The sequence below is a fragment of the Acidobacteriota bacterium genome, assembly GCA_004299485.1.
Lineage (GTDB): Bacteria > Acidobacteriota > Terriglobia > Terriglobales > SCQP01 > SCQP01.
On record SCQP01000016.1, the window covers coordinates 265,116 to 285,366 of the forward strand.

The window sequence follows — 20,251 nt, forward strand, 5'->3', positions numbered from 1 at the left end:
GCGAGCGCTACCGAGTTGCTTAGGGCGGTGCGGGCAGCCTGTTGAGCCTGCTGTTTGCCGCCGTCCTGTCCCCTCAGGCAACCTGGAAGCCGAGGGCGAGCGCGTTGGCGCGGACGCGACGATCACGGGTCAGAATCCGCACCAGTTGCGGTGGCAAACCCAACGTCTGCGCCGTAACCAAGTGGATCGCATCCAGGGTTCGAACCGGCTCTGCCGGAAAAGGCGCCCCGACTCTGCCGAGGATGAGCTGGCTCACGGGCATCATGGAACAGCGTTGTGAAAAATCCCAGAGAGCCAGTGCGAATTCCGCCTCTTCGCCGGAGGTGATGCGTCCGGTGGTTTTGGCGCGAGTGAGCGCGCGTTCGGCCTCTGCCAAGGTCAGTGATGACGAGATAATTTGCCCTGACCCGAAAATGATGGAGCGGGCCTGCGCGTCGCCCTCTAGAAAGGCAGCGACGAGAGCACTGCTCTCGATGTAATCGGTCCGGTGCTGTGGCTCAGCGCTCATCTCGATCTTCGTCAATCAGGGCTGCCGCGGTTCCTGGCGGAAGGTGAATGTTTGGCCAGCGAATCCTTGCATGGGGATCGCGCGGCGGGATGATTTGGCCGGCCGCCACTAGCGCGTCGTAACCCATGCCGGGAGCCTGCGCAGAGGCGGGCGGAAAGAGGCGCGCTACGGTTCGGCCATGAGCCGTAATTTCGATGATTTCACCCGCCTCGCTGCGGCGCACGTAGGCGCTGAGCTTGTTTTTCAATTCCCGGATACCGACCGAGGTGGCCATAGGGCTATTGTACCCTCATGCAGCCACTTGTAGCTGCAATGCGGTTTCGCCTACACTGCGCGCATGCGGTCTCTATTTCGCCTTTTCCTGATGCTGGTGGCGGCAGCCGGTTTGTTGCTGGCGCAAATTCCGAACAATCCTAAGCTCCCGGGCCGTAAGCAGGCGCGCTCGATGGTGATCAGCCGCCTGGGCATCGTCGCGGCCAGCCAGTCACTGGCAGCGCAAGCCGGCGCGCAAATTCTTGCCGAGGGCGGCTCGGCCGCCGACGCCGCGATCGCGGCCAACGCCACACTGGGGGTGGTCGAACCCATGATGAACGGCATGGGCGGCGACCTGTTCGCCATGGTGTGGAACGCGAAAACGGGCAAGCTCGCAGGTCTGAACGCCAGCGGCTGGTCGCCGGAAAAACTTACGCCCGCCTATCTCGAATCCAAAGGCGACCAGCGCATGCCCATGTCCGGGATCGACGCGGTCACGGTGCCAGGTGCGGTGCGCGGCTGGGAGGCGCTGCATGCGCGTTACGGCAAGCTGCCCTGGAAAGCGCTGTTTCAGCCGGCGATTTACTATGCCGAGCACGGCTACCCGGTCACGGAGTGGATCGCCAGCGCATGGAAACCGCAGCAGCGCAAGCTCGCCGCGGACGTGAATGGCCGGCGCGTCTTTTTGATCGACGGTCAGACGCCGCAGGTGGGCCAGGTTTTCCGCAATCCCGAATATGCCCGGGCGCTGCGCCTGGTCGCCGACGAGGGACCGGACGCCTTTTATGATGGCCCGATCGCCAAGGCGATTCTGGCAACGTCGAAGCGGCTGGGCGGCGTGATGAGCGCGGCGGATCTGTCCACTTTTCGCCCGGAGTGGGTCGCGCCGATTTCGACTACCTACCATGGCTGGCAGGTCTACGAGCTTCCGCCCAACACGCAGGGCTTTGGCGCACTCGAAATGCTCAACATTTTCGGCCAGTTTCCGCTGGCGCAATGGGGCTTTGCCAATCCCAAGACCTGGTACGTCAAAACAGAAGCGATGAAGCTGGCCTATTCCGACCTGCGGCGCTATGACGGCGACCCACGCTTCGCCAAAATTCCGGTTTCCGGGCTGATCTCCAAAGTCTACGGCGCGCAGCGCGCCAAGCTCATCCACATGAATCAGGCGAACTGCAGCTATCCTCCCGGCGATGCCGCGCGCTTCAACGCCGACACCGTCTATCTGACCGCGATTGACGCGCAGGGCAATATCGTCTCGCTGATTCAGAGCTTGTACGATGAGTTTGGCTCCGGCGTGGTGGTCGATCATTACGGCATCATGCTGCAGGATCGCGGTGCCTTATTCGTGCTCACGCCCGGTCATCCGGATGAGCTCGCCGGCCATAAACGTCCCTTCCACACGTTGATTCCGGCGTTCATGCAAAAAGGAGACCTGCACATTGGCTTCGGCATCATGGGCGGCCTGAACCAGGCTCAGGCGCATGCGCAGTACGTCAGCGACATTGCCGACTACGGCATGAACATTCAGGCCGCAATGGAAGCACCGCGCTTCACGAACCACACCTTTGGCGGCTGTCATTTCTTCATCGAAGACCGCGCACCCAAGAGCGTGATCGATACCCTTACGGCCAAGGGCGACCATATTACCGTCGGCAACGAGTACAGCGATCGCGTGGGCGGCGGTCAAGCGGTCATGTTCGATTCGACAACCGGAGTAAAATACGGCGCCTCGGATCCGCGCAAAGACGGCGAAGCGATCCCGCAACCGCCGCTGGCAGTAGTGAAAGGTGGGGGCGCCAGCCGTTAAGATATAACCCATGCAATATGACGCGGTGGTACTGGTTTCCTTCGGCGGGCCGGAGAAGCTCGAAGACGTGCTGCCGTTCCTGGAAAACGTTCTGCGCGGCCGGAATGTGCCCGCGCAGCGGCGGCAGGAAATTGCCGAGCACTATTGCGCCATGGGCGGCCGCAGCCCGATCGTGGAAGCCACGCGCGCCATGGCGGCGCATCTGCAAAACGAGCTGGACCTGAAAGGTCCGCGCCTGCCGGTTTACATCGGTAACCGCAACTGGCATCCGATGCTGGAAGCCACGCTGCGCAAGATGGCGCAGGACGGAATCGGGCGCGCGCTGGCGGTGGTGACTTCGGCGTTCGGCTCTTATTCCGGCTGCCAGCAGTACCGCGAGGATATCGAGCGCGCACGGGGCATAGTCGCGGCGGCACTGGGCAAGGCCGCACCGCAGATCGACAAAATCCGGCTGTTCTACAATCACCCCGAATACCTGGCGATCTGGATCGAACGCGTGCAGGACGCGCTGGAGCAGCTCCCCTCAGGCAGTGAAATCATCTTCACGGCGCATAGCATTCCGGAAACCATGGCGGCGGTCGCGCCCTATAGGGAGCAGTTGCAGGAAGCGGCGCGGCTGATTGCCACCGCCAATGGCCAGGCGCGCTACCATCTCGCCTTTCAGAGCCGCAGCGGCCGGCCGGAAGATCCCTGGCTGGAACCCACGGTGGAATCCGTGTTGATCGCTTGCGCCAAGCGCGCCGTGCCAGGCGTGGCCGTCGTGCCGCTGGGCTTTCTTTCCGACCACATGGAAGTGGTCTACGACTTGGACCGCGAGGTACGGCAAAAGGCGGATACGCTGGGCGTGCCGATGGTGCGCGTGAAGACGCCGGGAGACCATCCGGCGTTTGCCAGTCTGCTGCGGGAACTCATTCTCGAGCGGTGTGATCCCGAGCGCGTGCGCCGAGGGGTTGGGCGCTGCGGTGTTTGGCCCGATGGCTGCTATGAGGGCTGCTGTCTGACGAAGAAGCCGCCAGTTGTCAGCTATCAACCATCCGTGGTGACTAGCGGCCGGTAGTTTGCTGGGGGCGCCGAGGGGTTCGCTGACGGTTGGCCATCAGCTATCAGCCGCGAGTGGCGGCGGCTAGTTCGGTGGGGGCGGCGAGGGTTTCGCCTTCCCAGCGGGCCACTACTGCCGCGGCCAGGCAGTTGCCGATTACATTGACGGCGGTGCGGCCCATGTCCAGAAACTGATCGACGCCCAGCAGCAGCGCCACGCCCGACAGTGGCAAGCCAAAGGTCGCAGCGGTGGCGGCCAGCACCACAATCGCCGCGCGCGATACGCCGGCGACGCCTTTGCTGGTCAGCATCAGCGTCAGCAGCATGAAGATTTGCTGGCCCAGGCTCATGTGCATGTGCGCCGCCTGGGCGATGAACATCGCCGCCAGGCTCAGGTACAGGGTCGTTCCCGTCAGGTTGAAGCTGTAGCCGGTCGGAATCACGAAGCCGACGATACGGCGGGAAACGCCCATGGCTTCCATGTTCTCGAGTGCGCTGGGCAGTGCCGCTTCTGAACTCGAAGTGGAAAAGCCAATCAGCGTCGGCTCCTTGATGGCGGCCCAGAAGCGGGCCAAGGGTACCCGGAAAAGCACGATGGTCGCACCGAACACGACCACCAGGAACACCGCCAGCGCCCCGTAGAGCGTAGCTACCAGCTCGGCCAGTGGCACCAGCACCCCCAGCCCTTGCTTGCCGATACTGGCGGCGACGGCGCCCAACACGCCGAAGGGCGCCGTCCACATCACGATTTCGGTGAGCTTGAACATGATCTTCATCAAGCCCTCGCAAAAGCGCAGCACCACGTGCGCGGGCTGGCCTTCTTCGGCGCCCGCCATCACCAGCGCAATGGCAAACAGCACGCTGAACACCACTACCTGCAGGACTTCGCCGTTGGCCAGCGCCTGGGCGAAGCTTTGCGGGAAGGTATGCAGAATCAGGCTGTCCAGCAGGCCGGGATGCACGCCCCCGCCCCCCAGTACGGTTCCGCTCGCGGCCGCGCCGCCGAGCGTGGCGCCGGCGCCGGGCTTGAGCCAGTTCACCGCCAGCAATCCCAGCACCAGCGCGCAGGTGGTGACCACCTCAAAAAAAACAATGGCTTTGACGGCGATGCGGCCCAGGCCCTTGAGTTCGCCATGTCCGGCGATGCCGACTACCAGCGTGGCGAAGATCAGCGGGCCCACGATCATCTTGATCAGCCGGAGAAAAATCACCTCCAGCGGGCTCAACGCCATACCGAAGTGCGGCCACAAAGCGCCGATCCCCACCCCCCCGACCAGCGCGATGAAAATCCAATGCGTAAGCGTCAGACGGCGCATGGGCCTAGGGTACAGGGAACCGGGGCCAGGGGCCAGGGGTCAGGGGCCAGGAGTCAGGGGCCAGGGCCAGTGCTATGCTGCTGTGGTGACCTACGTTACCCACCTGGAATGCAGCCGCTGCGGAGAGCATGCCGCGGCGGACCGGCCGCAAACCGTCTGTCCCAAATGCCAGGGATCATTGTATGTTCGCTATGACCTGGCGGCCGTGGGCAAGGTACTCAATCCCGAAAAGCTGCAGGCGCGGTCGCAGGCGGAACGCTCGATGTGGAAGTATCAGGAGCTGATGCCCTCGGATACGCCGGTCACGCTGGGCGAAGGCCAGACGCCGCTGCTGCACGCGCGCCGGCTGGGTGAGAAAATGGGCGCGCAGAACTTGTACGTCAAGGATGAAGGCCTGAATCCGACGGGCAGCTTCAAGGCGCGCGGCCTGGGCTGTGCCGTCACCATGCTCAAGCAGTTCGGCGTCAAGAAGATTGCCATCCCGACGGCCGGCAATGCGGGCAGCGCACTGGCCGCCTATGCGGCCCAGGCCGGCCTGGAAGCCCACATTTTTGCGCCCAAGGATGTGCCCAAAGGCAACTTAGCCGAGTACAACTTTTATGGAGCGCATGTCACCCTCGTGGACGGATTGATCAGCGACTGCGCCCGGCTGGTGAAAGAGGGGCAGGAGCGCGAAGGTTGGTACGACGTCAGCACCATGAAAGAGCCCTATCGCGTCGAGGGCAAAAAGACCATGGGCTACGAGGTGGTGGAGCAGCTCGGCTGGAAAGTGCCGGATGTGATCTTTTATCCCACCGGCGGCGGCGTGGGCCTGATTGGCATGTGGAAAGGCTTTGGCGAACTGGAGCAATTGGGCTGGATGGGCGCCAAGCGTCCGCGCATGGTCGCGGTGCAATCCACCGGCTGCGCGCCGGTGGTGAAAGCCTTTAGCCGCGGCACCGAGGCCATCGATGCCTGGAAGGGCGCGGTAACGCTGGCTGCGGGCCTGCGTGTGCCCAAGCCCTACGCGGACAAGATTGTGCTCGATATTCTGCGCGACAGCCACGGAACCGCGGTGGCCGTAACCGACGAAGCGATTCTGGAAGCGGTGCACGAACTGGCGGCGACAGAAGGCATCTTTGCCGCGCCGGAAGGCGCCGCGACCGTGGCGGCGGCGCGCCAGCTTTACGCTTCCGGCTGGATGCAGCCGCACGAGACGGTGGTGCTCTACAACACCGGCGGCGCACTGAAATATCTCGACGTTCTACAGTAAAACAAAAAGAGCGGCTCGGTGAGCCGCTCTTGATGATGAATGAAACGCGAGGCCCCTACCAGCGCTGTTCGCGCCGGCCGCCGCCGCCAAAGCCGCCGCGTCCACCGCGGGCGCCGTTGCCGGCGCGTTCCGGACGGGGACGGGCAACGTTCACATTCAGAGCCCGGCCGTCGATTTCACTGCCGTTCAGCGCCGCGATGGCGGCGTCGCCCTGCTGATCGTCTTCCATTTCCACGAAACCGAAACCACGGGAACGGCCGGTGTCGCGGTCGGTCATGATGCTGACCCGGCTAACAGCCCCGTGCGGTTCGAACGCGGTACGCAAATCTGCTTCTGTCGTGTGAAACGACAGATTTCCAACAAAAATATTCTTCAAGGGAATTCCTTCAACGAGAGAGCTATTTGACTTGGCTGGTCTATAGCGAATAGGCGAGCGGAACAGGTTCGTACCGGCGGTCTACAGGCATCGAGCAGAAGACAAACGCATAGTCAATATACCACGGTTTCCGGGTGCGTTGCGGGCACCCCAATGGGGGGAACCCGGTTACGCACCGGCGCTATGGGCACGCAGCACGGTCAGGTTCAGGGCGTCGCGCAACTCGGGGCTGACGGCAAAGTGGACGGAGTTGCAGGGGGCAATCTCCAGCCGTGTGCCGGTGCGCGGATCGCGCCCGATGCGCGCCTTGCGGGCTACTGGCTTGAAGGTGCCAAAACCGGCCAGGGTGACACGCTGGCCGCGCGTCAGCTCCTCGGCCATCGCCGCCAGTGCCGCATTCAGTGCCCGCTCCGCGGTCATGCGCGGAATGCCGCTGGCACTCGCCATCGCCAAGCTCAGGTCACTACGGTTCATGATGCCCTCCAGGGGGAGACTGACCCGGTTTATAGCAGAATATTAGGCAGCATGCAATCTTCTATGGCCGAAAATCCAGAATCGCCAGCCGCCCGGCATTCCCTCTCATGGAGACGCAGTCTGTGGCAGGCGGTTCTGGTGGTGTTCACCATCGAAGTCGGTCTGGTTCTGCTGACCCTGCCCTGGACACCGATTTGGACCAATACCATCGCGGTCATCAGCGGAGCGAGTTCCTGGCGGCTGGTGCTGCTGAGCTCCTGGGTGCGCGGGATCGTCAGCGGACTGGGTTTGTTGAATTTATGGGCAGCGGCAAGCGAAATCACGCACTTCGATCGTTAGATCACCCTTGGCTATACTGCATCAGCAATGGCTCCGGCTGGGAGGGATTCGAGCGGCTGGTGGAGGTGGCGCGGGCGGGTGTAGATTTTATCCAAGTTCGCGAAAAGCAGCTTAGTGGGAGAGAATTACTGGCCTTTTGCCGCAAGCTGCGTGCGGCCATTCCGCCGGGCCGCCCCAAACTGCTGGTAAACAGCCGTTTGGATGTAGCACTGGCGGCCGGCTTTGATGGCGTCCACTGCCCGGCGGACGGCCTGCCGCCGTCCCGGCTGCGGCCGCTCGTACCGCCCGAGTTTCTTATTGTGCAGAGCTGCCATAGCGCCGTCGAGGTGGTGACTGCTGAAGGTGCCGACTTTTGCGTCTTCGGGCCGGTTTTCACCACTCCGTCCAAGCTGGCCTTTGGGCCGCCGCTGGGTCTGGAGGCGTTGGGTGCAGCAACCCAGTGCGGTAGACCGGTGCTGGCACTGGGTGGCGTAAACCCCGGCAACGCCGCGCAGTGCCTTGCCCAGGGCGCGGCGGGGATCGCCGGCATCCGGCTGTTCGCCACCGGGAACATGGCGGCCGATTTGCGCGTAGTATTGACAGGCGCGGGGCCCGGCCCGGTTGTGCCGATCGACCCGCTTGCGCCGCAGCGAGGTCCCCAACCATCATGAGCACCTCTTACCCCCCGCCTTCCGCTCCCCGGCCGCCCCAGCGCAACAATGCCTGGCTGGCGGTCATTGCCGGCATCCTGATTGTGCTGGTGGTGATCGTCGGCTTTGGCGTGTTCGTCATCAGCCGCTTTGTGCACAACACCCACATTGTGACCAGCGGCAGCGGCGCCAATCAGGTCACCAATATTCAATCGCCCCTCGGCAACCTCCATGTGCAAGGCGACGGCAAAAATGCCCGGGTGAGCATACAATCGCCATTCGGCGATATCAAGGTCGTGCCGCAGCCCGATCTCGCCCAACTGGACATGACGATTTATCCGGGGGCGACCGAGGTGCTGTCCCCCGCCGATTCGCCGTTCCACGACAACAGCGCTGACTTCAGTGAGATCGATGGCATCCGCGGAGTCCACTTCGACAGCCCCGGCGCCGAGGTCACGCTGCGCGGCGGCGGCGGCGCCATGCTGGTGAACGTCGCTGAGTTCCGGGCCCCCGCCTCGACCGCGCAGGTGCTGCACTATTACCAGCAGCAGCTCAGCCGGCTGGGTGCGGTGCAGCAGCGCTGGGAAAACGGCACGCAAGGCCTGCAGCTCCGGCGGTCAAAAGACGATGTGCGCTATGTGGCGGTGCGCACCGGAAGCGACGGCACCCATTTTGTGCTGGTGCGAGTGAAGGCCGGCGACGCAGCCCGTTAACCCCGCTATTCCTGCGCCAGCGCCCGGTCCAGAATCGCATCCACGTTGCGGAGGTGATGTTTGAGGTCGAAGGCCGCCGCAATGGTCTCCGGCTTCACCTGCGCCCGGATCTCCGGATCGGCTTCAATGGCGGTGCGGAAATCGGCCCCTGTCCGCCAACTCTCCATCGCATGCCGCTGCACCCAGCGGTAGGCCTGCTCGCGGCTGATGCCGCTCTCGACCAGCTCCAGCAAGAGCTGGCCGCTGAAGACCAGGCCGAACGAGGACTCCAGATTCTTTTGCATCCGTTCGGGATAGACCAGCAGCTTATCGATCAGGTTCGTGGTCTTGGCGAGCATGTAGTCGAGCAGAATGCAGGAATCCGGCAACACGACCCGCTCGACGGAACTGTGGCTGATATCGCGCTCATGCCAGAGCGCCACGTTTTCGAGCTCCGCCAGCGCGTTCGAGCGCAGCAGCCGCGCCAGACCGCAGATCTGCTCGCTGGTGACGGGATTGCGCTTGTGCGGCATGGCGGAAGACCCTTTTTGCTTTTCTGAAAAGAACTCCTCGGCCTCGCGCACTTCCGTGCGCTGCAGGTGCCGGACTTCGAGCGCAATTTTTTCGAGCGAGGCGCCGCACACGGCGATGGCGCACAGAAAGGCGGCATGCTCTTCCCGTTGGATCACCTGATTGGCGATGGGCGCGGGTTTCAGCCCGAGCCGTTGACAGATGCGCGCCTCGACCTCCGGGTCCAAGTGGGCAAAGGTTCCGACCGCGCCACTCAACTTGCCCAGGCGCAGGTCTTCGGCCGCGGCGCGCAAACGGTGGATGTTGCGCACATTTTCGCTATACCAAAGCGCGAGCTTGAGTCCGAAGGTGATCGGCTCGGCATGCACGCCATGGGTGCGGCCGACCTGGACGGTGTGGGCAAACTCCCGGGCCCGCCGCCGCAATACCGCGCCCAGAGCATCGAGGTCTTCGAGCAGCAGCCGGGCGGCCTGTTGCATCTGGAGCGCCTGGGCGGTGTCGATGGTGTCGTTGGAGGTCAGGCCGTAGTGAAAATAGCGCGCGGCCGGGCCCACGTGCTCGGCGACGTTGGTGGTGAAGGCGATCAAGTCGTGCTTGACCTCGGCCTCAATCTCCGCGATGCGCTCCGGTTCGCAGGCGGCCTTGGCCTCGATTTCCCGTGCCGCCTCGGCGGGAATGATGCCCATTTCCGCCTCGACGGCAGCGGTGGCCTTTTCCACCGCCAGCCACTGCGCAAAGCGGTTTTCGTCGCTCCAGATGCGGCCCATCGCCGCGCGTGTATACCTTGCGATCATGTTGTTTTGCCTGGCCCCTGTCCCCTGGCCCCTGTCCCCTGTTAGAATAACCTCGCTATGGCTGACTCCATGCCTCTGTTGCGCGAGAAAGCGCAACTCATGTCTGCCTCCGAGATTGAGCGCACCCTGGTGCGGCTGGCGCATGAAATTGTGGAAAAGAACAATGGCGTGGAGGGGCTGGCGCTGGTGGGCATCCGGCGCCGGGGCGAGCCGCTGGCGCGCCGCCTGGCCGCTCTTGCGGGCCGCATCGAGAACAAGCCGGTGCCGGTCGGCACGCTCGACATCACGCTGTACCGGGACGACCTGTCGCCGGTGGGCGTCAAGCCCGAAGTCAAACCCTCGCAGATCGACTTTGACATCAATGGCCTGAACGTGATTCTGGTGGATGACGTGCTCTACACCGGCCGCACCATCCGTGCCGCGCTCGACGCGCTGTTTGATCACGGCCGTCCGCGCCGGGTGCAGTTGTGCGCGCTGATCGACCGCGGCCACCGCGAGCTGCCCATTGAGGCCAGCTTCGTGGGCAAATACGTGCAAACCACGGCGCGCGAAATGGTGGAAGTGAAGCTGAAGGAGATGGACGGCACCGAACGGGTGCTCCTGGTCGAACCGGTCTAAGCATGAACGCTCATCCCGAACCAGCGCACGTTCTCGGCATCGAGGGCTTGCCATTGGCTCGCATCGAGCAGTTTCTCAGCCTCGCCGCCGCGTTCCAGAAAACGCCACCGCCGCGAATGCTCACCGGCAAGCGGCTGCTGCTGCTGTTCTACGAAGCCTCGACGCGCACCCGCACCTCGTTTGAAGTCGCGGCGCGGCGGCTGGGGGCCGAGACCGTCTCCGTCAGCGCCCAGGCCAGCAGCATTGAAAAAGGCGAGTCGCTGCTGGATACCGTTTACACCTTGCGCGCCATGGCGATTGACGGCATCGTGATGCGCCACGCCTCCAGCGGCGCGCCCCGGCTGGTGGCCGATCACGCCGATGTGCCGGTGATCAACGCCGGCGACGGCATGCACGAGCATCCCACCCAGGCGCTGCTCGACGGCTTCACGATTCTGCGCCACCGCGGCAGCATCGCCGGCCTGAAGGTGGCCATCATCGGCGACATTCTGCACAGCCGCGTGGCGCGCTCGAACATTCTGCTGCTGTCACGGCTGGGAGCCGAGCTGCGCCTCTGTGGCCCGCGCACGCTGCTGCCGCCGGAGTTTGCCGCCTATGGCAAAAACGTTCGCCTCTACGGCGAGCTTGAGCCCGCGCTCGACGGCGCCGATGTGGTGATGGTGTTGCGCATTCAGATGGAGCGCATGCATGAGAGCTTTTTCCCCAGCGAAGCCGAATACGTCAGCCGCTTTTCCGTCACCGCCGAACGGCTGCGCGCCGCCCGCCCGGATGCGCTGGTGATGCACCCCGGGCCGGTGATCCGCGGGGTGGAGATCAGCGCCGAAGTGGCGGATTCGCCGCAGTCGGTGATCCGCGAGCAGGTGGAAAATGGCGTGCTCATCCGCATGGCGGTGCTGCACACGGTCCTCGGTGCAAAACGATGAACCTGATCCTCAAGAACGGCCGGCTGTTCGATCCTGCGCAAGGGCTGGACCAGACCGGCGATGTGGTCGTGCAGGGAGATCGCGTCCGCGATCTGGGCACAGACATTGCCGCCGCCGGCCCGGGAGTGCTGGACTGCACGGGGCTGATCATCGCGCCCGGCTTCATTGACCTGCACGTGCATCTGCGCGAGCCCGGCTTTGCCTACAAGGAAACCATCGCCAGCGGCACCCGCGCCGCCGCCGCGGGCGGCTTTACCGCCGTGTGCGCCATGCCCAACACCAATCCGGTGAATGATGATGCGGGCGGCACGGCCTATCTGCTGCAGCGGGCGCGCGAGTCCGGGCACGCGCGCGTGTATCCCATCGGCGCCGTCACCGCGGGGAGCGAAGGCGAGCACCTGGCGGGCCTGGGCGCCATGCGCGAGGCGGGTGCGGTGGCGTTTTCCGACGATGGCCGGCCGGTGATGAACGCCCAGATTCTGCGGCGGGCGCTGGAATATGCCAGCATGCTGGGGGTGCCGGTGATTGAGCATGCCGAAGACCTGCACTTGTCCGCCGGCGGCTCGATGCACGCCGGCGCGGTGGCGCTGCGGCTGGGACTGCGCGGCATCAGCAGCGCCAGCGAAGCCACCATGGTGGCGCGCGATCTGTTGCTGGCGGAAGAAACCGGCGCGCACATCCACATCGCCCACGTTTCGACGGCGGCCTCGGTCCGGCTGCTGCGCGAAGCCAAAACGCGGGGCGTGCGCGTCACCGCCGAAGTCACACCGCATCACTGCATCCTGTGCGATGAGGATGCGACGCCTTACGACACCAACTTCAAGATGAACCCGCCGCTGCGCACCGCCGCCGACCGCGCCGCGGTGGTGGCCGGCCTGGCCGATGGCACGCTCGACGCCTTCGCCACCGATCATGCGCCCCACGCCGCGCACGAGAAGCTGCAGGAGTTCGACCGCGCGCCGTTCGGCATCATCGGCCTGGAAACCGCGCTGCCGCTCGGCCTGCGCCTGGTCGAAACCGGCCAGCTGTCGCTGGCGCGCCTGGTCGCATCTCTCACCAGCGCGCCGGCGCGTGCCTTCGGCCTTCCCGGAGGCACGCTCGCCAGCGGAAGCCTCGCCGACCTCACCGTGTTCGATCCCGCGGCGGCGTGGACCTATGACCCGGCGCAGGGCGCCTCCCTCAGCCGCAACTCACCCTTCGCGGGCTGGAAGCTGCGCGGCAAAGCCATCTACACCATCGTGGGCGGACGGGTGGTTTACTCCGCTAGGACACCGGAATTGTGAGATCCAGGCGCACCGTCGGGTTGGGATTATATTGCGAGTCGGTGCGGGTTTTGCTGCGGTGGCCCTGCCATTCGGCGTAGACCTGGTAGCTGGCGCCGGGCTGCAGATCGTGAAAGGCGTAGGCGCCGCGCTCATCGGTGATCACGTTGTGGATCACATTGGACTTCATGTTCTTGAGGACCACGATGGCGGAGGCGATGGGCTGGTTCAGGGCGCTGAGCACCGTGCCGTAGATACTGCGGCCCAACGGCGGCGCTTGCTGCGCGCCCATGCTCACGGCCAGCGTCAACAGCAAGGCCGCCAAGGCCTGCGCCTTTTGACGGGCGCGGGGCCGGGGGGGGCTGCGCCACGCCACCCGCTTAACGCTCGGCCGGGCTGGGAGCCCCGGGAGCCCCAGTCCGGCCCCCGCGTTACGCGAGCCACTCACTCCTCGTCCTCATCGTCGTTGTCGACATCGTCGCCATAGCCGTCTTCGTCCTCGTCTTCATCGTCGTCATCGTCATCATCGTCGTCGAAATCGTCGTCATCGTCTTCGTCATCGTCGTCGTCGTCGTCGCCTTGCACTTTTTCGAGTTCCAGCGGATGCAGGTTAACGACCTCACAACGAGAGCCGCAGTCTTCGCAGTGGACGATGCCACCTTCCTGCAGTTGTTCCTCGTCCAGATCCAGGTCGGCTTCGCAAGCAGGGCAGTTCACAAGATTCCTCCCAGCAGGGGGTGCTTCGCGCCCCTGCCTACGACTAAGATACACAGATTCGGCAAGAGGCGGCTACTATGGTCAAGCAAGCATGAGCCATCACGCTTCTTCCTCTGGGCGAGAGTTCCCGCAGCGTCCCATCGTCGGGGTGGGGGTGACGGTGCGGAGAGGGAATGCTGTGCTACTGGTCGAGCGTGGCCATCCGCCGCTGGAAGGTTTGTGGAGCGTGCCGGGCGGCGCCGTCGAGCTGGGCGAGACGACGCGCGCCGCGGCCGCGCGTGAAGTGGAGGAAGAAACCGGCATTGCGATCGCGGTGGGCCGCTTGCTCACGGTCGTGGACCGCCTGGTGCGGGATGCCTCGGGCCAGGTCCAATATCACTACGTACTGGTTGAGTACGAAGCCAGTCCGCTGGACACGCGCGCCGAACCGCACGCCGCGACCGATGCCCGGCAGGCGCGCTGGGTCGAATGGCCCGATCTGGCGCAGTACGCCTTAGTCCCGGGGCTGGACGAGGTTTTGGCTCTCGTGCACTGATAGGCTTTGCTACAATAGCTTCCGCGCTATGTCCGGACATTCCAAATGGGCCACGATCAAGCATAAGAAGGCTGCCACCGACGCCAAACGCGGCAAAATCTTCACCCGCCTGATCAAAGAAATTGCCATTGCCGCCCGCGAAGGCGGCGGCGACGCCGAGAGCAACCCCCGCCTGCGCACCGCTGTGCTGGCGGCCAAGGCGGAAAACATGCCCGCCGACAACATCAAACGCGCCATCCAGCGCGGCACCGGCGAGCTTCCGGGCGCGGTGTACGAGGAGTTTTCGCTCGAAGGCTACGGCCCGGGCGGCGTGGCCGTGCTGATGAATGTCACCACCGACAATCGCAACCGCACCGTCAGCGAAATCCGCCACCTGATGAGCAAGAACAACGGCAACATGGGCGAGGCCGGCAGCGTCGCCTGGATGTTCAAGAAGCGCGGCTCGATTTCCGTTCCCAAGGCCGCCGCTGCCGAAGATGATCTGATGGCGACGGTTCTTGAGGCCGGCGCGGACGACATGCTCGATGACGGCGAAAGCTGGGAAGTGCTGACCGCTCCGGAAAATTTCGATTCCGTCCTCAGCGCCGTCAAACAGCAGAAGATCGAGCCCGCCAACGCCGAAGTCGCCATGATCCCGCAGAACTACATCAAACTGCACGGCAAGGACGCCGAGCAGATGGTGAAGCTGCTCGACGCCATTGACGAAAGCGACGACGTCACTCAGGTCTACTCCAACTTCGACATGGACGAAGCCGAACTGGCCAGCGCCTAAGAGCTAGAGCCGCACGCAAGCAGCAACGTGGCTCGCCACTTATTGCCCTGGTCGCTCCCGATGGTCGCTTGGAGTGTGGGCTTCGATTCCCGGCCGGGTCCGCCCGCTGGCGCTCCGGGCTCCTCCAAGCTGCCGCCACTGGATTCAGAAATACTGAAGAACTTATCTGCATCCCAAGGCAGGTCTAAGACTCATAGTAGGATCATGCAATTCCGTCGGGCGGTCATCAGCGGAATCGGGGCGGTGAGCCCCAACGGGTTGGGGCGGGAAGCTTTCTGGCAAGCGACGACGGCAGGCGCAAGTGGAATCCGGCGCATCGACGCCTTTGTCGAAGCACAACTGCCGATTGAGATCGGCGGCTACGCCGCTAGCTTCGAGCCTCGGGACTACATGGACGAGACCGAGCTGCGGCACGTCAGCCGGGTGGTGCCGCTGCTGCTGGCGGCCAGCGGTGAGGCGCTGACGGATGCGGGCATCGACCCGGCAGCCTTGCGCCTGGACGAGCGCCGCCGCATGGGCGTGCTCATCGGCAGCGGAGGCGGCGCGCTGGAATTCGTCGAGCGCCAGTTTTCGCTGTATTTCAGCGGTGCCGACCGGCGTTGCAGCGTGTATACGATTCCTTCGGCGACGCATGGCACCATCGCCAGCGAAGCCTCCATGCGCTTTAATTTGCGCGGCTTCAGCCACCTGATTTCCACCGGCTGCACCTCCTCCACGGATGCGCTCGGCTACGCACGCCAGCAGATCCAGTGCGGAACGGTGGATGCGGTCCTCTGCGGCGGCACCGACGCGCCGCTCTCCCCGCTGATCGTGCGGGCGTTTCATCTGATGAAAATTCTCACCACGCGCTGGAATCAGGAACCGGCGCGTGCCTCACGCCCCTTCTCGCGCGACCGTGATGGCTTTGTGCTGGGCGAAGGCTCCTGGATGTTCGTGGTCGAAGAGCGCGAGCATGCGCGGGCGCGCGGCGCCCATATTTACGGCGAGATCGCCGGCTACGGTTCCACGTGTGAAGCCTTTCACCGGGTGCGCCTGGACGAGTCGGCGGAAGAACCCGCGCGCGCCATGACCCTGGCGCTGGAAGACGCCGGCCTCGCGCCGCAAGTCATCGATTACGTCAATCTGCATGGCACCGCGACCGTACTCAATGACCGCATCGAGACCCGCGCCATCAAGCGCGCCTTCGGCCCCGCGGCCTATGCCATTCCCATGTCGTCGTTGAAATCGCTCATCGGGCATCCGCAGGGAGCCTGCGGCGCCGCCGGGGTAGCCGCAACTTTGCTGGCCATACGCGACGGCACGCTGCCACCCACGGCCAACCTCGAAGCTCCCGATCCCGACTGTGATCTGGACTACGTGCCGCAACCCGGCCGCAAAACCGCCATCCGCCATGCCCTGTGCAACTGTATTGCGTTCGGATCGAAAAACTCCGCGCTGGTGCTCAGCGCCGCGGAGGCTTGATCGCCGTGCGGCAGCAGTTGGCGCAGGAGCTGCTCGATGACGATGCCGGCACGCCGCAGGAAGTCAACCGTAGTCTTGCCGAGCTTTGGTGGATCAACCGCCATCTCGGGGGCCTGAGCTCCTGGCGGCAACTGCTGCATGCTGCCCAGATCGCTCCGGCCACATGGCTGGATGTCGGCTCAGGCCGCGGTGAGCTGGCAGCACTCCTGGCCCAAATGTCCGGCGCGCAGGTGGTGATGCTCGACCGCCGCACCTCCCATTTGGGCGCAAGCGGCTGCCGGGTCGCAGGCGACGCGCTGCAGCTCCCCTTTACGGACGCCAGCTTTGACGTGGTCACCTGCAACTTGTTTTTGCACCATTTTCATGGCGATATGGCACGGCAGTTGCTGGCGGAAATGCGGCGCGTCGCCCGGCGAGCGGTGCTCATCAACGACCTCGAGCGCGCCTGGATTCCTTACTGGTTCATTCGCCTGCTGGCAGCGCGCTTCAGCCGCATCACCCGCTACGACGGACCGCGCAGCGTGCGCCAGGCCTACACGGCCGCCGAACTCGATCAGCTTGCGCAGCCCTGGCCCCATAAGGTTCTGCGGCTGAGCCACTATCGCGTGGGTCTCATCCTCTGGTGCAACCGTGATCTATGATGTCGCCATTGTCGGCGCCGGCCCGGCGGGCACGAGCGCGGCGCTCGCCGCCACCGAACGCGGCCTGACGGCGGTGCTCTGCGAGCGCAGCGGCTTCGACGACGGCCGCGCACGCGACAAGGTGTGCGGTGAATTTATCTCCGCCGAAGCTGTGCCGTTACTGGAGCGTTGGACGCCCGCGCTGCTTGCCCAGGCTCCCGTCATCCGCCAAGCGCACCTGGTCAGTTCCCACGGGGCCAGCGCCGCCTTTTCTTTGCCGCAGCCGGCGCGCGGCATTTCGCGCCTGGCGCTCGATGCCACTCTCTGGCGCGCCGCTGGACAAGCCGGCGTCAGCCTGCGGCCGCGGTGCGCCATCGCGGACGCTACGCCATCTGGCCAGGGCTGGCTATTGCGCACGGCCACCGGCGAGCCGCTGGCCGCCCGCGCTGTCATTTGGGCCACCGGCCGGCAGCCAGCCACCGGCGGAGCGCGCTGGCTGGGCCTTAAGGCCCGCTTCGACGGCCTGCCGCTGCGGCCGGAAGTCGAGCTCTACAGCCTGCGCGGGGGCTATTGCGGGGTGGCGCCGGTGGAGAACGGCTGGACCAACGTCTGCTGCCTGCTGCGCGCGCGGCTCGCGCCGCCCCCAGCGGACAGTTCGGATTTTCTATCCTGGCTCGCGCGCGTCGAGGGCAGCGCCGCTCTCGTGGCCCGCTTGCGCGGCGCACACCAGGCCACGCCCACGGTGATCACCGCCGGAATCACGCTCGGCCCGCGGGTGGCGCTTGCCGGCGGCCACCTCATGGCAGGCGATGCCAGCGGATTTGTGGATCCGTTTACCGGCGACGGCATCGCCCGCGCGTTGTTTTCCGGTCAGCTTGCGGCGGCGGCCATCGCGGAGGGAAATACGGCCGGTTACGCCACGGCACTGCGGCAAGCCTCGCGCGCCAGTTTCCGTACCGGCGCCGGGCTGCGCGCCGCAGTGCTCGCGCCTGCCTGGCTGCAAGCCGCGCTACTGCCTCTCTGCGCTCATCCGGCCCTGGGCAGGCGACTCGTGGCGGCTACCCGCTGGCGCGCCGGAAGAGACCGAAGGTGAACGGCTGCACGCCGCCCGCAGGGGTGACGTGGCGCTCGCTGCCGCTCTCCTCCAGAACGAATTGGGGTCCGAGTTCCGCCTGTAAGCCTGCGGCATCGTAGCGCCGGACCTCGCGGCCACTGCATTGGAATGGCCCACCGGGCGCAAAGGTACGGAGCATCAGGAAGCCGCCTGGCTTGATGGCCTTGTGCGCCTGACGCGCATAGGCGTGGCGCTCGTCCGCGCCGGTCAGGAAATGGAACAGTGCGCGATCGTGCCAAATGTCGAAGGCGGCGGCTTCGAGCGGGGCGGTGGTGATGTCTGCGGCAAGCCAGCGCACGCGTTCCGCCGCCGCGCCCAGGCGTTTTTGCGCCGCCGCCAGTGCTGCCGGCGCGATATCGAGCACCGTCAGCCGGGAATAGCCGCGTGCCAGCAGATCGTCCACCAGAGTGGCGTCACCCCCGCCGACGTCGATGATCGCCGCGTCCGGCGGGCCGGCCACGCGCATGATCAGCTCCAGCGAGCACTCCAGATGCGGGCGGTGCCAGCTCCGCTCGCCGGGTTTACCCTTCGCGTATACCTGCTGCCAGTGCGCTTTCGCGTCCGCCATGCACACTATAATGGCGCATGGCGTTTGCCGATTTACGCGAATTCATCGCCGCCCTGGAACAAGCCGGAGAACTGAAACGCATCCGCGCCGCGGTCGACCCGGTACTGGAAATCACCGAGGTCACCGACCGCGTCAGCAAACGCGGCGGCCCGGCACTGCTGTTTGAAAACCCTACCGGCTACGCTGGTCATCCGCTGCTTATTAACCAAATGGGTTCGCGCCGCCGCATGGCGATGGCGCTTGGGGTCAATCAAGTAGATGAAATCGCCGCGCGCATCCGCGCCCTGCTCGAAATGAAACCGCCGGAGGGTTTGCTGGGCAAGCTGAAGATGTTGCCCAAGCTGGCCGAAATGGGCGCCTTTTTCCCGCACACGGTCAAATCCGGCGCCTGCCAGGAGGTCGTGAAGCGAGCAGATTTTTCGGTTCTCGATTTTCCGGTTTTGCAGTGCTGGCCAGAAGATGCCGGCCGCTACATCACGCTGCCGCTGGTGTTCAGCAAGCATCCGGTCAGCGGACGGCGCAACGTGGGCTTGTACCGCTTGCAGGTTTTCGACGGCCAGACGCTGGGCATGCACTGGCAGATTCACAAGCAGGGCGCGGATCACCTGCGTGAACGCCAGCGCGCGCTGGGGGAGGCGGGCGGCGAGGTGCTCCGCCGCGCCCACGGTTTGCCCGCGGTGCAGGCGCCGCTCGACCGCTCCCCCCAGGGTGAGCGCATGGAGGTCGCCGTCGCCATCGGTACCGATCCGGCCACGACGTTTGCCGCGATTCTGCCGGCGCCGCCTTCGCTGGACGAAATGATGCTTGCCGGCTTCCTGCGCCAGCATCCCGTGGAACTGGTCAAATGCCAGACGGTGGATTTGGAAGTCCCGGCCTGCGCCGAAATCGTGCTCGAGGGTTACGTCGATCTGGGCGAGCGCCGGCGCGAAGGCCCCTTCGGCGACCACACCGGCTTCTACTCCCTCGCGGATGACTACCCGGTGCTGCATCTCACCGCCATCACCCATCGGCGTGATCCCATTTACGCCACGACGATCGTCGGCAAACCGCCCATGGAAGACGGCTGGATGGGCGAGGCCATCACGCGCATCTTCCTGCCGCTGATGCAAATGCAGTTCCCCGAGATTGTGGATGTGAATCTGCCCGTTGAAGGCGTGTTTCACAACCTCATGATCGTCAGCATCCGCAAGGCGTATCCCGGCCATGCGCGCAAGATCATGAACGGCATCTGGGGTCTCGGGCAGGCGATGTTCACCAAGTGCATCGTCGTCGTGGACGAGGATGTCGACGTGCAAAATATTCCCGATGTGGTCCTGAAAGCCTTCAATCACATCGATCCGGAGCGCGACATTCAATTCACGCTCGGTCCCGTGGACGCCCTCGACCACGCTTCGCGCTTGCCCAACTTCGGCTCGAAAATGGGTGTCGATGCGACGCGCAAATGGCCCAGTGAAGGCTTTCTCCGCCCCTGGCCGGGCGAAATTCTCATGGACGCTGCCACCAAGGCCACCGTCGACGCCCTCTGGCCGAAGTTGGGTCTCTAGAGCAAAACCAGACTTGGTGTAGCACGCTCGGCCGGAGTGCGTGCGGCTTCTCCTGGTGTCGAAGCCGCAAACGACCCGGGCCGCCGGGCTATAGCAGGTCTGGTTT

General features: G+C 64.8%; 22 protein-coding genes and 1 pseudogene. 14 read left to right on the plus strand and 9 right to left on the minus strand.

Translation table 11 applies throughout. The features are described from left to right. Positions 1 to 73 precede the first annotated feature (73 nt). Entirely contained in the window at positions 74 to 523 is a 450-nt protein-coding gene (locus EPN33_12520; GenBank protein TAN21439.1) for a PIN domain-containing protein, read from the minus strand. Then, a complete protein-coding gene (locus EPN33_12525) occupies positions 498 to 782 on the minus strand; it encodes a type II toxin-antitoxin system prevent-host-death family antitoxin (protein TAN21440.1) in 285 nt (94 codons plus the stop codon). The genes EPN33_12520 and EPN33_12525 overlap by 26 nt, the downstream gene beginning before the upstream one ends. A gap of 63 nt (positions 783 to 845) precedes the next feature. On the opposite strand from EPN33_12525, the gene ggt reads away from it, so the two are divergent. Next, positions 846 to 2,570, plus strand: coding sequence for a gamma-glutamyltransferase (gene ggt, locus EPN33_12530; GenBank protein ID TAN21441.1), 1,725 nt, complete (start codon positions 846 to 848; stop codon positions 2,568 to 2,570). 10 nt (positions 2,571 to 2,580) lie between these two features. After that, a complete protein-coding gene (hemH, locus tag EPN33_12535) occupies positions 2,581 to 3,627 on the plus strand; it encodes a ferrochelatase (GenBank protein TAN21442.1) in 1,047 nt (348 codons plus the stop codon). Positions 3,628 to 3,673: 46 nt separating this feature from the next. Here the strand turns inward: hemH and EPN33_12540 are convergent, their stop codons facing one another. Then, positions 3,674 to 4,924, minus strand: coding sequence for a cation:dicarboxylase symporter family transporter (locus EPN33_12540; protein TAN21443.1), 1,251 nt, complete (start codon positions 4,922 to 4,924; stop codon positions 3,674 to 3,676). Between EPN33_12540 and EPN33_12545 the strand changes: the two genes are divergently transcribed. Further along, positions 4,923 to 6,176, plus strand: coding sequence for a threonine synthase (locus EPN33_12545; GenBank protein ID TAN21444.1), 1,254 nt, complete (start codon positions 4,923 to 4,925; stop codon positions 6,174 to 6,176). The two genes, EPN33_12540 and EPN33_12545, sit on opposite strands and share 2 nt — an antisense overlap. A 55-nt stretch (positions 6,177 to 6,231) precedes the next feature. Here the strand turns inward: EPN33_12545 and EPN33_12550 are convergent, their stop codons facing one another. After that, positions 6,232 to 6,552 (minus strand): RNA-binding protein, encoded by a 321-nt coding sequence (locus EPN33_12550; GenBank protein ID TAN21445.1) that lies wholly within the window; start codon positions 6,550 to 6,552, stop codon positions 6,232 to 6,234. A gap of 168 nt (positions 6,553 to 6,720) precedes the next feature. Beyond that, positions 6,721 to 7,026, minus strand: coding sequence for an HU family DNA-binding protein (locus EPN33_12555; protein TAN21446.1), 306 nt, complete (start codon positions 7,024 to 7,026; stop codon positions 6,721 to 6,723). Between the two features lie 107 nt (positions 7,027 to 7,133). Here EPN33_12555 and EPN33_12560 point away from each other — a divergent pair, with 107 nt between their 5' ends. Beyond that, the gene (locus tag EPN33_12560) at positions 7,134 to 8,015 is read left to right on the plus strand and encodes a thiamine phosphate synthase (protein TAN21447.1); all 882 of its coding nucleotides are present in this window, start codon (positions 7,134 to 7,136) and stop codon (positions 8,013 to 8,015) included. Further along, the gene (locus EPN33_12565; protein ID TAN21448.1) at positions 8,012 to 8,707 is read left to right on the plus strand and encodes a hypothetical protein; all 696 of its coding nucleotides are present in this window, start codon (positions 8,012 to 8,014) and stop codon (positions 8,705 to 8,707) included. Before EPN33_12560 ends, EPN33_12565 begins: the two co-directional genes overlap by 4 nt. Positions 8,708 to 8,712: 5 nt before the next feature. Here EPN33_12565 and EPN33_12570 read toward each other — a convergent pair whose 3' ends face one another. Beyond that, positions 8,713 to 10,011 (minus strand): adenylosuccinate lyase, encoded by a 1,299-nt coding sequence (locus EPN33_12570; GenBank protein TAN21449.1) that lies wholly within the window; start codon positions 10,009 to 10,011, stop codon positions 8,713 to 8,715. Positions 10,012 to 10,089: 78 nt separating this feature from the next. Between EPN33_12570 and pyrR the strand changes: the two genes are divergently transcribed. From pyrR to EPN33_12585, 3 genes are read left to right on the plus strand one after another with little or no spacing between them, the layout of a single operon-like run. Further along, complete coding sequence (gene pyrR, locus EPN33_12575) at positions 10,090 to 10,629, plus strand: bifunctional pyr operon transcriptional regulator/uracil phosphoribosyltransferase PyrR (protein TAN21562.1); 540 nt, start codon at positions 10,090 to 10,092, stop codon at positions 10,627 to 10,629. A gap of 2 nt (positions 10,630 to 10,631) precedes the next feature. After that, positions 10,632 to 11,552 (plus strand): aspartate carbamoyltransferase catalytic subunit, encoded by a 921-nt coding sequence (locus tag EPN33_12580; GenBank protein TAN21450.1) that lies wholly within the window; start codon positions 10,632 to 10,634, stop codon positions 11,550 to 11,552. Then, positions 11,549 to 12,835: a dihydroorotase gene (locus EPN33_12585; GenBank protein TAN21451.1), complete on the plus strand. Its 1,287-nt coding sequence runs from the start codon at positions 11,549 to 11,551 to the stop codon at positions 12,833 to 12,835. Before EPN33_12580 ends, EPN33_12585 begins: the two co-directional genes overlap by 4 nt. Here EPN33_12585 and EPN33_12590 read toward each other — a convergent pair. After that, positions 12,816 to 13,139: a carboxypeptidase regulatory-like domain-containing protein gene (locus EPN33_12590; protein ID TAN21452.1), complete on the minus strand. Its 324-nt coding sequence runs from the start codon at positions 13,137 to 13,139 to the stop codon at positions 12,816 to 12,818. The two genes, EPN33_12585 and EPN33_12590, sit on opposite strands and share 20 nt — an antisense overlap. A 119-nt stretch (positions 13,140 to 13,258) precedes the next feature. Further along, positions 13,259 to 13,390 (minus strand): annotated as a pseudogene (locus tag EPN33_12595) (ATPase). Positions 13,391 to 13,622: 232 nt separating this feature from the next. Between EPN33_12595 and EPN33_12600 the strand changes: the two are divergent. The 5 genes from EPN33_12600 (at position 13,623) to EPN33_12620 (ending at position 18,012) form a co-directional block, all read left to right on the plus strand. Continuing rightward, positions 13,623 to 14,066, plus strand: coding sequence for an NUDIX domain-containing protein (locus EPN33_12600; protein TAN21453.1), 444 nt, complete (start codon positions 13,623 to 13,625; stop codon positions 14,064 to 14,066). Positions 14,067 to 14,094: 28 nt separating this feature from the next. Then, positions 14,095 to 14,838 carry a YebC/PmpR family DNA-binding transcriptional regulator gene (locus EPN33_12605; GenBank protein TAN21454.1) on the plus strand — a complete coding sequence of 248 codons (744 nt, stop codon included), beginning with the start codon at positions 14,095 to 14,097 and terminating at the stop codon, positions 14,836 to 14,838. A 204-nt stretch (positions 14,839 to 15,042) separates the two neighbouring features. Further along, on the plus strand, positions 15,043 to 16,299 hold the full coding sequence (locus tag EPN33_12610) for a beta-ketoacyl-[acyl-carrier-protein] synthase family protein (protein ID TAN21455.1): 1,257 nt from the start codon (positions 15,043 to 15,045) through the stop codon (positions 16,297 to 16,299). Beyond that, positions 16,236 to 16,940: a methyltransferase domain-containing protein gene (locus EPN33_12615; GenBank protein ID TAN21456.1), complete on the plus strand. Its 705-nt coding sequence runs from the start codon at positions 16,236 to 16,238 to the stop codon at positions 16,938 to 16,940. The genes EPN33_12610 and EPN33_12615 overlap by 64 nt, the downstream gene beginning before the upstream one ends. Then, positions 16,900 to 18,012 carry an NAD(P)/FAD-dependent oxidoreductase gene (locus tag EPN33_12620; protein TAN21457.1) on the plus strand — a complete coding sequence of 371 codons (1,113 nt, stop codon included), beginning with the start codon at positions 16,900 to 16,902 and terminating at the stop codon, positions 18,010 to 18,012. The genes EPN33_12615 and EPN33_12620 overlap by 41 nt, the downstream gene beginning before the upstream one ends. Here the strand turns inward: EPN33_12620 and EPN33_12625 are convergent. Next, complete coding sequence (locus EPN33_12625; protein ID TAN21458.1) at positions 17,978 to 18,601, minus strand: class I SAM-dependent methyltransferase; 624 nt, start codon at positions 18,599 to 18,601, stop codon at positions 17,978 to 17,980. The two genes, EPN33_12620 and EPN33_12625, sit on opposite strands and share 35 nt — an antisense overlap. Positions 18,602 to 18,618: 17 nt before the next feature. Here EPN33_12625 and EPN33_12630 point away from each other — a divergent pair, with 17 nt between their 5' ends. Beyond that, the gene (locus EPN33_12630; GenBank protein TAN21459.1) at positions 18,619 to 20,145 is read left to right on the plus strand and encodes a UbiD family decarboxylase; all 1,527 of its coding nucleotides are present in this window, start codon (positions 18,619 to 18,621) and stop codon (positions 20,143 to 20,145) included. Positions 20,146 to 20,251 lie beyond the last annotated feature (106 nt).